Annotated in this window: 8 protein-coding genes and 2 pseudogenes; 3 read left to right on the forward strand and 7 right to left on the reverse strand. The window is 38.1% G+C overall.

Going from position 1 to position 13452, the window contains the following annotated elements; translation table 11 throughout:
* Positions 1–3 precede the first annotated feature (3 nt).
* Positions 4–1065 (reverse strand): annotated as a pseudogene (locus KTH84_RS19040) (autotransporter assembly complex protein TamA); the annotation flags it as partial.
* An 89-nt stretch (positions 1066–1154) separates the two neighbouring features.
* A pseudogene (locus KTH84_RS19045) lies at positions 1155–2736 on the reverse strand (POTRA domain-containing protein); the annotation flags it as partial.
* 165 nt (positions 2737–2901) lie between these two features.
* On the opposite strand from KTH84_RS19045, the gene KTH84_RS05450 reads away from it, so the two are divergent.
* Both KTH84_RS05450 and coq7 read left to right on the forward strand, forming a co-directional pair.
* Positions 2902–4224, forward strand: a complete 1323-nt coding sequence (locus KTH84_RS05450) for an MFS transporter (RefSeq protein WP_133972800.1) — start codon at positions 2902–2904, stop codon at positions 4222–4224.
* Positions 4225–4227: 3 nt separating this feature from the next.
* Positions 4228–4863, forward strand: a complete 636-nt coding sequence (gene coq7 / locus KTH84_RS05455; RefSeq protein ID WP_262472355.1) for a 2-polyprenyl-3-methyl-6-methoxy-1,4-benzoquinone monooxygenase — start codon at positions 4228–4230, stop codon at positions 4861–4863.
* A gap of 43 nt (positions 4864–4906) precedes the next feature.
* Here coq7 and KTH84_RS05460 read toward each other — a convergent pair whose 3' ends face one another.
* On the reverse strand, positions 4907–5455 hold the full coding sequence (locus KTH84_RS05460; protein WP_262472356.1) for a DUF2799 domain-containing protein: 549 nt from the start codon (positions 5453–5455) through the stop codon (positions 4907–4909).
* A gap of 404 nt (positions 5456–5859) precedes the next feature.
* Here KTH84_RS05460 and KTH84_RS05465 point away from each other — a divergent pair, with 404 nt between their 5' ends.
* Positions 5860–7284: a glutamine synthetase family protein gene (locus tag KTH84_RS05465; RefSeq protein WP_262472357.1), complete on the forward strand. Its 1425-nt coding sequence runs from the start codon at positions 5860–5862 to the stop codon at positions 7282–7284.
* Positions 7285–7359: 75 nt separating this feature from the next.
* Here the strand turns inward: KTH84_RS05465 and KTH84_RS05470 are convergent, their stop codons facing one another.
* From KTH84_RS05470 to kdpB, 4 genes are read right to left on the reverse strand one after another with little or no spacing between them, the layout of a single operon-like run.
* Positions 7360–8076 (reverse strand): response regulator, encoded by a 717-nt coding sequence (locus KTH84_RS05470; RefSeq protein WP_262472358.1) that lies wholly within the window; start codon positions 8074–8076, stop codon positions 7360–7362.
* An 11-nt stretch (positions 8077–8087) separates the two neighbouring features.
* A complete protein-coding gene (locus tag KTH84_RS05475; protein WP_262472359.1) occupies positions 8088–10751 on the reverse strand; it encodes a sensor histidine kinase in 2664 nt (887 codons plus the stop codon).
* A gap of 38 nt (positions 10752–10789) precedes the next feature.
* Positions 10790–11395 (reverse strand): potassium-transporting ATPase subunit KdpC, encoded by a 606-nt coding sequence (gene kdpC / locus KTH84_RS05480; RefSeq protein ID WP_262472360.1) that lies wholly within the window; start codon positions 11393–11395, stop codon positions 10790–10792.
* A gap of 13 nt (positions 11396–11408) precedes the next feature.
* The gene (gene kdpB / locus KTH84_RS05485; protein WP_262472361.1) at positions 11409–13448 is read right to left on the reverse strand and encodes a potassium-transporting ATPase subunit KdpB; all 2040 of its coding nucleotides are present in this window, start codon (positions 13446–13448) and stop codon (positions 11409–11411) included.
* Positions 13449–13452: the final 4 nt, after the last annotated feature.

The following is a 13452-nucleotide window of genomic DNA, read 5'->3' on the forward strand; positions in this document are numbered from 1 at the left end:
TTTTTAAAGTTGTGGGCCTATAAAGAAATGTAAACGAATCGGATGGTTTTCATCTGAAATACCCGAAGCGACATCTAAACGGATTGGTCCGATTGGAGATTTCCAGCGAATTCCGACCCCAACGCTATAAGCTGCTGGGTTACTAAAGTCTTTATCATAGGCATTACCAAAGTCAGAGAAAACGGCGGCTCGCCAACCATCTTTAAACTGATAGTTATATTCTAAAGAACCGACAGCCAAAGCTTGTCCCCCAATTTTATATCCATCTACTTCTGGGGAAAGACTCTTATAATCAAAGCCACGAATGGTTTGGTCACCACCCGTAAAGAATCTAAGATTGTACGGAACTTTGTCAAAATCATCGGTAAAAATGTAGCTAAGATCAGATCTTCCAACGAATTGATGATCGTCATTTTCACCAAGAGAATAAATAAATCTCCAACCTGCACTTGCAATTGCCATATTGGCATCGGACAGTAAACTCTCGCTACCTAATTCTACTTTATAGGTTTGTTTAAAAGCTTTCGTTGGGTTTAAACGTGTATTACTAGAGGTTTTAGACGTTTCATAACTAAATAATAAGGCTTCTTGCTCAGATGCAGCCGTTTTAAAAGCATCTGGTAATTCAGAAATATCAACATCACCCTGTTGGGTCAAACGGTCTAAACGATAGCGAACACCAATGGTATGTTGCCAGTTTCCTAACGGGCGTTTAATTACACGCTCACCACCAACAACAGCAGATTCGGTTAACAAACTTACATCTGGACCAATATCATCACGGGTTTCACGCTCATATCCGCCCACGATATTAAAATAGTCATTTAATGGGTGTTTATAAGGAATACTATATCGCCCATCAATCGATTGACGAATTTGAGAAACTTCCAAGTTGGCATCAAAAGAATGACCATATTTATTCACAATAGAACGGCGATACTGACTACGTAAACGTGCGCCTGTATCGGTCCCGTAACCGACACCAGTTTCTAAACTATTTAGCCTGTCTGCATTTAAGGTCACGATGACTGGAATTCTTTTTGTTTCACGTGCTTGTGCTTGCAGGCGGTCTTGTTCAGTTTCTTGTTCATTTTGCTGAACTGAAGCACTTTGCAAAGTCGCTATTTTAGCCTCTGCACCTTTTACATTTTGTGTTCCTGCAAACTGTTTTTCATCTATTACATTTTGTGTCACTTCTTTATTAGATGTCGCTAATTGACGTGCTTTCGCAAGTTGTCTTTCTTCTGGTGAAAGTAAATTAGATTCATCAACATCAATATTTTGTTCGTCAACTAAAGCCTGTAAATCTGGTGGTAACTCAAGTGGTTTTTCAATTGGATCAGGTTTGATTGAGTCAACTAAGGTGTAATTAAAATAACGCGAGTTGGTTAGATTATTCGCTAAAACATTGACACGCCAAAAAGCATAATCATCGCCATCTTTCCAAGGCGCCATACTTTCTAAAACATTCAAATTTAACGGTAAAGGTTTCGATGGATCACTCATACGAAACTCAACCTTATCTAATTTGTATCGCTCACCTGTTTCATAGCGTAAGTTAATATCAGCCTTATTTTCTGGCTGACTTACTTTTACATCATGTAAGCGCCAAAAAGCATCAAAATAACCATTGTCTGATGCTGCGTTGACAATTCGGGTTTTCGTAGTTTCATATAAACCATGGTTAAAAATATCGCCTACATCCTGATCAGGAACTAAGCGAATAACTTGAAACTGGGGTTGTTTTTCACCCGCACCAGTAAATTCAATATTTTGTTCATTAATTCGTACTGGTTCATTTGGTGTAACGTTAACACGAACCCGACTCGGGCTTAATTTTTCAAATTTAAACTCAGCATTATAATAACCAACCGCTTGAGCAGCCTGATTACTTAATGTTCTGAGTTGAGGTAAAGCTGCATTAAAATCTTCGAATGATTCTTGGGTGAATGTCGATAACTTACCTTTAATGTTTTTAGCCAGCACATCTGAAGCACCGCTTACTTCTGCACTAATACGCGGTACTTGTTCCATTGGAATTGCACGTGGCGGACGCACTTTATTTAAAATACGTTTAAAGAAACCAGCTTGTTCAGGCGGGGCATCGGTCTCTGGAGTTAACTCTGGTAAGGTTTTTCCAGTTTCATTGGCTTCGACTACAATCTGGCTATCAGATTTAATCTCTTGCATAAGCTGATCAATATTTACAGGTGCTTGTTTAATTTCCTGTATTTCAGACTGTGTTGCATCACTTACCGTTACTTCAGGTAGCTTTTGAGTCCCATTTTGGAAGTTTTGCGCTTCACTTTTAGCTTCTTCAGCAACTTTATAAATTTCATTTGCCATGTTTTGATCGACAGGCAAATCAGGCAAATCCTCAAGATTATCAAGTGTAATTGGCTTAAATTCGTCAATTTGATTTGGAAATTGTTCTTGTTGTTGCAATATAGCCAAGCTATCTTGTTGTTGCTGAGCTTGAGTCACAAGGGTAGCAATATCTGTTATTGGAACATTATTTTGCTGATCCACTGACGCTAATTGTTCAGTTGACGCATCAGACATCGTCTGATTTAAAGTTGAAGAGTTACTCTCAACAGAAGTTTGAGCAAAACTTGGCGTTACACAAACGGTTAACAACAAGCTGCTACAAATAAGTTTAGGAATCCCCTGCATTTTTAAAATTAAATGCATAGAATGAGAGAGAGTTGACTGTTTAAACTTAATTTTAGAAGGCATAGAAAACTCTAGACTTATTTTTAATAAAACGCACCAAGGTAAGTGTAAAACTCACTCAAAACCATTGATTTTTCATTTAATCAAGCGTTAAAAATATCATACATGGTTTTCGATGCAAATTAACACTCGGTCACATTTTTTTATAAAACACAATGAAGTTTGCACATGATGAAACAAGATGAGCACCTGATGACATCACGTCGGTTCGTACCGATGTTTTTTACCCAGTTTTTCGGGGCATTAAATGATAACGTTTTTAAGCAATCTTTATTATTAGTGATTACTTATGGTTTGATTCAGCAGCAATCTGCCCCTGTTAGTACTCTTAATAATTTAGCGGCTCTCTTGTTTATTTTGCCCTATTTCTTTTTTTCGGCCACTGCCGGACAAATTGCAGATAAATATGAGCGTTCACAACTCGTCCGCGGCATAAAAATTTTAGAAATCATCATTATGCTCATCGGCTCTGCCGGTTTTTTATTGGGACACTTATGGTTGCTTCTGCTTGCTTTATTCTTAATGGGTACACATTCAACATTTTTTGGTCCTATCAAATATGCAATTTTGCCTGAAATTTTAAAACCACATGAGTTGATGTCCGGTAATGCTCTGTTTCAGTCGGGCACTTCAATGGCAATCTTATTTGGGATGATTTTAGGTGGTGCGGTGATTGCATCATCACACGGAAATTTATTGTGGATTAGTCTTACAGTTGTGATTATTGCTGGCTTAGGCTATTTGTGTAGTCGATTTGTCTTACCGCAAAAAGTTGCTGCACCAGATTTAAAAATAGACTGGAATTTTATTCGTACGAGTTTTCAAACAATTAAATATGCCAAAAGCTTACCTTTAGTATTCACTATTTTATTAGGTAACTCATGGTACTGGTTTTATGGCGCTACTTATTTAACGCAAATTCCACAGCTCACTCAACAGAACCTTCACGCTTCAGAAAATGTCGTTAGCCTTTTGCTGACTTTCTTTTCGGTTGGTATTGGTGTCGGATCTCTTCTTTGCCGTAAAATTGGGGGTTCAGAAATTAATATTAAAATGGTACCGATTGGTGCAATAGGTCTTACTGTTTTTGCATTATATCTTGCTGCTAGCTTAGCTTTTGTACCTGAAAGAACTGGGGCATTACTCACTTTAAAAGATATTTTTACCCAAGGCTGGGTTTACTATCATGTCATGTTAGCAGTGACTTTACTGGGAATTAGTGGCGGTTTTTATATTGTCCCTCTTTATGCCATGATGCAGGCTTATTCACCACGTTCACATCGTGCTCGTGTTGTAGCAGCGAATAACATTTTAAATGCCGTTTTTATGGTTTCTTCTGCAATTTTTTCAATCTTAATCTTAAGTGTTTTAAAAATTGATATTAAAATACTTTTTATTATTACAGCTGTACTTAGTGCAATCTTTAGTATTTGGCTTCTAGCTCGACTAAAACCAATGCTTGCCACAGCCCACCTTTCTTTAGAGGACTAATTTATGCGCCAATATACAGGCATCGATCGACTTATTAACTCTTTTGATCAGGCATTACGTAGTCTTGTTCCGGGTGCAACAGCAGCGCAGCGCCAAAATCCAGCCGAAACAGTTGAAGCAAAACTAGAGGTAGAAGATGCTCGCCATGTAGCGGGTTTAATGCGTGTTAATCATAGTGGTGAAGTCTGTGCTCAAGCCCTTTATCATGGTCAGGCATTAACGGCGAAATTGCCGAATGTACGTCAAGAAATGCAACAAGCGGCAGTTGAAGAACAAGATCATTTAGCTTGGTGTGAAGTTCGTTTAAAAGAGCTAAATAGTCATACCAGTTTATTAAACCCAATTTGGTATGGTCTTTCTTATGGTATGGGTGCTCTTGCCGGTATTGCAGGTGATAAATATAGTTTAGGTTTTGTGGCCGAAACTGAACGTCAGGTTAGTCTTCATTTACAGGATCATTTAAATCAGTTACCCGCTCAAGATGAACGCTCTCGTAAAATTTTAGAGCAAATGAATGAAGATGAATTACATCATCGACATACTGCACTGGAAGCAGGCGGCGTTGAATTACCTTATGCTGTAAAAATTACCATGACAGCCATTTCAAAACTCATGACAAAAACCAGTTATTATCTTTAAAAAATAAAGGATTGATCTGGTTCAGATCAATCCTTTTCAAATATTATTTTAAGCCATGATCATATTTGAAACGCTCGATATCTCGAATTGAGTTCCAATAGTTTCGATTAATACGGTCACGATCAACTTGTAATTCTCTTAAAAGTTTACGATAACGTTCGCGCTCTTCTGGTTTCAATTTTTCGTTGTAAGCACTGTCAGAATATTGCTTAAACTTTTCGTCATAACGGTCATACTCATTTTTTGCATTATAGTAATCGGAAGCTGCCTGATAATAAGGTCTTAAACGATTACGCTGCTCAACTGGGCACACATTGATATTGCCACTACCCTCTAAAGCGTTATAAAAAATATTTGTTGGCTGGCAATAATATCCTAGACCTTCTTTATACCCACGTTCATATGACTTTTGATCTGGAACAATATTGGCTTTTCCACATGCTTTGTAATATTGATCTAAACGTGGCGACGAACCTTTTGAACCATCTTTCTCACCCACTAATGACCAATTCGCAGTCTTACATTCTTCTACGCTCATTGCAGCACAACCTGAAAGGCTGATTGCTAGAATGGCTAAACCGATATTTTTCATATTAAGAGAACTCAAAAAATAAATTTAAAAAAACGCAAAAATAAAATTCCAGTAAATACCCTAAAAGGCCTTGCTCTATTCAAGACTTCAAAAAAAGTGACCCACTGGATAAGACTTTAAGTTTAAATCAGTTTGACCATCTCACCAAATTGAAAGGTCATAATTACTAATATTGTTTAATTTAAAAATAAAATTCTAAGAAATTTGCTAACTCTTAGACTGCCCTTATACGCTAATTTTACTTAAATTTTTAATTATAAAAATTAGACTCAAATAATTGATTATTCATACAAAAAATCTAAATATTCTAAAAATCATTCTTTAATCATTTTACTCTTTTTTTATGCTATTAACCTCACAGCTTGCGGTAGGATTTTAGCTAAATAACCACCAAGGTTTTTATAATGAGTACGCATATTTATCCAAACTTAAACTTACAAGACTCTCACCTTAAGGCTTTTAAAATATCAGACGATTTTACTCCACCAACACAAGCCGGTACTTTCCAACCCGATTTATTTTTGAAAGAAGTCGATGAATATTTAAACTCATATCCTCATACTCAACATATTGATATTTGCCTACATGATTTAAATGGACATATTCGTGGCAAACGAATTGATGTTAAAAGTTTGAGAAATCTCTCCAACGGATGTTATTTTCCACTTTCTGTTTATGCAATGAGTCTTGATGGAAAAGTTATTGAAGAGACAGGCCTAGGAAAATATATTGGTGAACCAGACAGACTTTGTCTGCCCATTTTAGGCAGCTTACAACCAAGTGCCTTATCCCCTGAATTGAATGCTCAGCTTTTCCTCACAATGCAAGAAGAAGCTGGCTCAGATTGTCGGTATGAACCACGCAATATATTAAAAAAATTATTAAATCAGTTACATGCTAACAATTATTTCCCTGTTATGGCTGCTGAACTGGAGTTTTATCTTTTCTCACCCAACCATCACACTGAAACATGTTTGGAAAACCAATGTTTTGACATAGATGCGCCAAATAACTATCAAAAAGTCTTAGAAGAAGTTGAAAAAGCCGCGCTACTACAATCTATTGAAATTACCGCTATTGTTGCAGAGTCATCACCTGGACAATACGAACTAAACCTTCAACACACTCATGATATTTTAAAGCTCTGCGATCAAATTAATGCCTTAAAAAGAATTGTAAAACAAGTCGCAAGAAAACATGACTTAACTGCCTGTTTCATGGCAAAGCCCAACTTGGCAAAGGCTGGTAGTGGCATGCATTTTCATATGAGCATGCTCAATCAGTACCATGAAAATATATTTAGTTCAGAAGTAGAAAAAGATGAGCTTCCCGCCAAATTACTCAGCGCGATTAGTGGCCTAATTGAATTAATGCCTGCATCTATGGCGATTTTAGCACCTAATATTAATTCTTATAGACGTTTTAAAATTGGGCACCATGTGCCATTAGAAGCAAATTGGGGTACCAATAATCGTAATGTCGCAATTCGAATTCCATGCTCAGATTTAAAAAATCAACGCTTAGAATATCGGGTTGCTGGAGCCGACTGTAACCCCTATTTAATTACAGCTACGATTTTAGCGGGTGTGTCTTATGGCTTATCTCATAAATTACCACTACCAAAACCTGCACATCTTTTAAAATTTCCAGATGAGCACATTTTATTAGCCAATAATCAGCCAGAAGCCTTAAAAGTATTTAAAGGAAGTCTTATTTTAAAAGGATATTTAGGAGCAGACTTTGTAGAGCATTGGTACACGGTTAAACAGGCTGAATATCAAAATATTTATAGTCAAATGACTGAAGCAGAACAACATTGGGATATATAAATAAAAAAGCAAAAAAACTATAAACCACTTTGCAAACCCTTAGGGAGAAATACCCTAAGGTTTTTTTATATCTAACTAATGATTTTTCTGTTGAGCTAAAAAACGTAATCCAACACCAGGTTCAGTAGCAATATAGCGTGGTTGAATTGCATTATCTCCAAGTTTACCGCGCAACTTACCCACTAAAATACGTAAATAATGAGTATCTTCCTGATGGGTCGGTCCCCATAATTCTTTTAAAAGTTGTGGCTGTGTTAAAAGCTGTCCTTGATAGCGCATTAACAGCGTCAACAGTTGAAATTCTTTTCGAGTTAAAGTAATTGGTTGTTGTTCAATCCACACTAAACGCTGCGTAATATCAACTTTAAGGTAGCCATCATCATAAACATGAGCTTCTTGCTGAATGGGTTGGCTTCTTAAAATGACACGTATGCGCGCCAACAGCTCTTGCACACTAAAGGGCTTGGTCATGTAGTCATTTGCACCCGCATCTAGCAAGGCAACTTTTTCATATTCATCGGCGCGTACAGATAACACAATCACAGGAACATTCGACCAACTACGTAACTCTTGAAGCACTTCTTTACCGTCTAAATCTGGCAAACCCAAATCTAAAATAACTAAATCAGCACCTTGTGTTGCCAAAGCCTCCAAACCTTTGTAACCAGTCTCACAAAGAGTGGTTTTATATTTTTGTGTTCTTAAGGCAATGTCTAAAAATTTACGAATTTGCGGCTCATCATCAATAATCACAATACGTGTTTCTACAGGCGATGTTTCTGAACTTATCATGACTTTACAACTTATTCTTTTACTGGATGAATGGGTAGTTTGATTTGAATTAAAGTACCTTTATTTTGGCGACCTGAAAATGCTTCTATTGTACCCATATGAGCACCAATAATCGCTTTCACAATTGTCAGTCCTAAACCTGTACCGAATTTTCCGCGGTCTCCACGTTCCATAGTATAAAACATATCAAAAATGCGGTTTCTTTCTTCTTCAGGAATGCCTGTTCCCCTATCTTCAATTTCTATTTTCACTTCATCTTCAAACAAAAGAGAAGCCCGAATCATGACTTGTTCATCTGGAGGTGAAAAGTTTGCAGCATTTTCTAAAATATTAAAAATGGCTTGCTCTACCAGTGCTGGATGAACATACAAACTAATTACTTGTTCAGGTAATTCGACCAACACTTGAGTATCTGGTTTATAACGCTTCAAACGGCGGGTTGCCGAACCAATTAATTCATCTACACCAATCCAGTCTCTTTTTAGAGATAAGCCTTCATGCCCCAAACGTGTCATATCAAGCAAATTTTGAATATAACGGTCTAAGCGCTCGCCTTCTAAATGAATGGTTTCGAGTAAATCTTGTTGATCTTGCTCTGACATATCAGCTTTAAAATGAGCAAGCGTATCAGCGGCTCCAATAATAGAAGCAAGTGGTGAGCGTAAATCATGCGATACCGAAGATAATAAAGCAGAACGTAAGCGCTCTGTTTCACTGGTTACTTTTGCTTGTTCAAGCTCATTAACCAATTGGGTTCGAAGTGCTGCCTGCGCAATATATTCAATTACGCTTTCAGTCAGCTTCTTTTGCTCAAAATTTAAAGAAATCACCTCATCTTTAAAGTAAATTCCCACAATACCTAGGCTATTTTTTTGTTCTAAAAGTGGTAAAAACCACCAGTTTGATTGACTAAGCGTATCGGTAAAACGCCCACATGGTTGTTGATGCTTCAAACACCAATCTGCTGCCACTTTTTCTTTATCATTTAGTTCTATGTCAGATGAAATCACTCTATCTTGAATAGAAATCCATACTTTAGTTTGAAGTTGTGTTTCTAAGGTCATACGTCCTGTTTGCATAACTTCTTCAAGGTTAACGGCACGAGAAAGTTTACGCGCCAAGTCTTGCATAACCATCGTATAAGCATTTGCAGCTTTTAACGATAAAACCTGCTGACGTAATTGAGAAGCCAAGCGCCCAGCAATTAAAGCTGCTGCAAAAAAAGCAACAACGGTAACTACACCTTGATGCGCTGAAATCTGAAAAGTAAAACGCGGTGCAATAAAGAAAAAATTATAAGCCAAGAAACAGATGAGAGCCGCCACTACCGCAGCGAGCATTCTGGTTTTAGTGGCGACAATTAAAACTGAAATAATGAAAATGACAGAAAAGTCTTCAATACCTAATAAAACTTCAGCAAAGTGCGCTATAAAAATACTGACACAGGTAACGGCTAAAACAAAAATACTTTCTTTTAAAGATAGAAAAGACGGCTTTTCAAGCTGAGTTGTCTTTTTGGTGCCCTGTTCTGGATGCAAAATGGTTAAACCAATTGAGTTTTTTTGATTCAATAATTGTTGAGCTAAATTTTTCTTAAATAACTTTAACCACCACGGCGAAATACTTTTGCCAATCACCAGATTTGAGATTCCCCGATCTACCGCAGCGTCCATTAATACTGATGCTACTTGATGACCGTATAAAACTTCTGTCCGACCACCCAGTTGCCGAGCTAGTTCAAACGCCCGATCAATTTCAATATATTCTTTCTTATATGAGCTTTCAGAGTTTGTTAAAGTCTGCTGAGTGCCTAAACTTTTAGCAACATTGACTACTGTCCAAACGGCACCATAACGTTCTGCTAAACGACAACCCGCCCGTACTAAATACTCAGAAGAACCTTGCCCATCTATCGCAATCATTAATTCATTTTGCAACGATATAGACTTCAAACCTTTAGAAGCATAACTCCCTTTTAAATCTGAATCGACATGCTCAGCAACACATTGCATTGCTAGTTCACGTAGTGCTGTTAAATTTGAAACGCTAAAAAAACCTTGTAGAGCCAGATTTGCTTGATCGGGCACATAGACTTTTCCTTGATGGAGCCGTTCAATAAGTTCACTGACTGGCAAATCAATTAAACGTATGTCTCGAATACGATCAAATACCCTATCTGGTACAGTTTCATTTACTCTAATGCCAGTAATCTGGTACACCACATCATTTAGGCTTTCTAAATGCTGAATATTCATGGTGGTGAATACGTCAATACCTGCATCTAATAATTCATTGACATCTTGCCAACGCCGTTCATGACGACTATTTGGTATGTTTCGATGAGCTAACTCATCAACTAAAACGATTTCGGGATGCCTAAGTAAAATAGCATCTAAGTCCATTTCTTCTAAAGTATGCCCCTGATATTGCATTTCCTTTCTAGCAATCTGAGGCAAACCTTCCAAAATTTTTAGAGTTTCTATTCTTCCATGGGTTTCAACAATACCCACAACAACATCTGTACCTTGTTGAAACAGCTCTTTGGCACGAGCAAGCATGGCATAGGTTTTTCCAACACCAGGCGCCGCACCTAAAAAGACCGTTAGTCGACCGGCTTGATATCTATTAACGTGGTTTAATAAGGCTTCAGCCTGATTTTCGCGATTGCTTTGCACTTGATATCATCCGGTAAACTAACAATTTTATTTTTAAGTTAATGTGTAGATTGTAATTGATCTAAAGCAATATTGAGCTCTAATACATTAACACGAGCTTGTCCCAATACACCAAATTGCATAGGTTCAATATGTTTTTGCAAAAGCCCTTCCACAACTTTAGGGTCTAAATGGCGCGCTTGAGCTACTCGATGAACCTGTAACTGAGTAGATTCAGGGCTAATATGTGGATCGATACCACTACCCGATTTAGTCACCAAATCACTTGGAATAGGTGCATTGCCTGTATGATCTTGCTTTTTCACTGCGAGTATCTGAGCGTCAATTTGCTTTTGTAACTCAGGATTAGTACGAGCTAAGTTTGTACCCGCCATTGCCATGGGATCGTAATTGGCTGCCGAAGGACGTGGATGAAAATATTCATTCCCGACAAATGGCTGAGCCACTAAAGTTGACCCAACAACTTTGTGATCTATTTCAATCAAACTACCATTGGCCTGATTGTTGAATAAAACCTGCCCAGCGCCAGTAGCGATAGTACTATAAATAGCACCACAACCGACTAAGGTAAAAATTAATAATCCTAAAGATGCTCTTAAGGTCTGACCCAAATTTGCTTCTGAATTTTGTACATAAGTTTTCATTTCAAACTCCAGATTACAAACCAAATAGTTGAACAATCACAACATCAATCGCTTTAATGGCAATAAATGGTAGAACCACACCACCCACACCATAAATCAACATATTTCGACGTAATAATTGAGTTGCAGTTGAAGGTTTAAATTTCACGCCTCGGAGTGCAATTGGAATTAATAGCGGGATAATAATCGCGTTAAAGATTAATGCCGATAAAATCGCACTGCTTGGGCTCGCCAAATGCATCACATTTAAAACCTGCATTTGTGGGATCGCTGCAGCGAATAATGCAGGCAAAATTGCAAAGTATTTCGACACGTCATTTGCTAAAGAAAACGTTGTTAAAGCACCACGAGTAATCAACTGCTGTTTCCCAATTTCAACCACAGCTAGCAGTTTGGTCGGGTCTGAATCTAGATCAACCATATTGCCTGCTTCTTTCGCAGCTTGTGTACCAGAGTTCATGGCTAAACCAATATCAGCCTGAGCTAATGCAGGTGCATCGTTGGTTCCATCACCAACCATCGCAACTAAACGGCCTTGCTGTTGTTCAGTACGAATACAAGCCAATTTGTCTTCAGGTTTTGCTTCGGCAATATAGTCATCTACACCAGCTTCAGCAGCAATCGCAGCAGCAGTTAACGGGTTATCCCCTGTGACCATTACGGTTTTGATACCCATTTCTCTTAAACGAGCAAAACGATCTTTAATGCCGTGTTTAATCACATCTGAGAGTTCAATCACGCCCAATACATGATGTTGATTTGCCACAACCAATGGTGTTGCACCTTTTTTGGCAACTTGTTCAACACGTGCTTTTAACTCTAAATCTTGAGAATAATCTTCATCGACAAATTTCAAAATGGCATCTAACGCACCTTTACGAATTTGATCACCATGAGGCAAATTCACACCAGAAATTCGGGTTGATGCACTAAAAGAAATAAATTCAGCCTGTTCAGGTTCTTGCTGTTTTAAGCCTTGCTCTTTTGCTAACTTAATAATCGATTTCCCTTCTGGTGTCGGGTCGGCAAGTGAACTTACCCAAGCAGCAGCTCTCAACTCCGACTCAGTTACCGAAGTTAAAGGATAAAATGATGTCGCTTGACGGTCGCCATAGGTAATGGTTCCGGTTTTATCGAGTAAAAGCACATCGATATCACCAGCAACTTCTACAGCTTTACCCGATTTTGCCAAGACATTGGCTTTGAGTGCACGATTCATACCCGCAATCCCAATCGCAGGCAATAAGCCCCCAATGGTTGTTGGAATTAGACAGACCAATAACGCCACGAGCACCACTGGATCAAGTTCAACATGCAAATAGTTAGCAATAAACGGTAGGCTAATCACGACAATTAAAAACGTGAGTGTCATCACCATTAACAAAAAGCCAAGTGCAATCTCATTCGGTGTTTTTTGACGATTTGAACCTTCAACCAAAGCAATCATACGGTCCAAGAAACTTTGGCCAGACTCAGCAGTAACCTGAACGATAATATGATCTGTAAGTACCTTGGTCCCTCCAATAACACCTGAACGGTCAGTTCCAGCTTCACGTAACACAGGCGCAGACTCACCTGTAACTGCTGATTCATTAATGGTGGCAAAACCTTCTACAATCTCACCGTCAGCTGGAACAAGCTCACCTGCATAAACTTCAATAAAATCATTTAAATGAAGTTCAGTTGCTGCAACTTGAGTCGCTTGACGGTCGGTCAAAGAATTGAGTCTTCGAGCAGTTAAGTTTTCTCTTGCTGCACGTAATGAAGATGCCTGACCACGACCTCTAGCCTCTGCAACAGCTTCGGCATAGTTGGCAAATAAAATGGTAATGAACAGGATAGCTGTTACTGCCAAACCAAATAACAGTGTGGTGTAACCCAAAATCGTACTAATTGCAGTAACCACTGTCCCAAGCCATACAATTGCCATGACAGGATTTTTAATTGCATGTTGTGGTAGCAATTTCACAAATGCATTTTTCCAAACTTCAAAATTTGGTACTGCCATGGTTTTTTTATGATTATTTACATGAGTTTGTGTATTCATTTTCACTCGC

It is taken from the genome of Acinetobacter sp. WU_MDCI_Abxb74 (genome assembly GCF_025513915.1).
In the GTDB taxonomy this organism is placed as follows: domain Bacteria; phylum Pseudomonadota; class Gammaproteobacteria; order Pseudomonadales; family Moraxellaceae; genus Acinetobacter; species Acinetobacter calcoaceticus_C.

What these genes read in the sequence shown, in the direction of transcription:
- KTH84_RS05450 (WP_133972800.1), top strand. Translation starts at nt 2,902, where the DNA reads ATGATGAAACAAGATGAGCACCTGATGACATCACGTCGGTTCGTACCG.
- coq7 (WP_262472355.1), top strand. Translation starts at nt 4,228, where the DNA reads ATGCGCCAATATACAGGCATCGATCGACTTATTAACTCTTTTGATCAG.
- KTH84_RS05460 (WP_262472356.1), bottom strand. Translation starts at nt 5,455, where the DNA reads ATGAAAAATATCGGTTTAGCCATTCTAGCAATCAGCCTTTCAGGTTGT.
- KTH84_RS05465 (WP_262472357.1), top strand. Translation starts at nt 5,860, where the DNA reads ATGAGTACGCATATTTATCCAAACTTAAACTTACAAGACTCTCACCTT.
- KTH84_RS05470 (WP_262472358.1), bottom strand. Translation starts at nt 8,076, where the DNA reads ATGATAAGTTCAGAAACATCGCCTGTAGAAACACGTATTGTGATTATT.
- kdpC (WP_262472360.1), bottom strand. Translation starts at nt 11,395, where the DNA reads ATGAAAACTTATGTACAAAATTCAGAAGCAAATTTGGGTCAGACCTTA.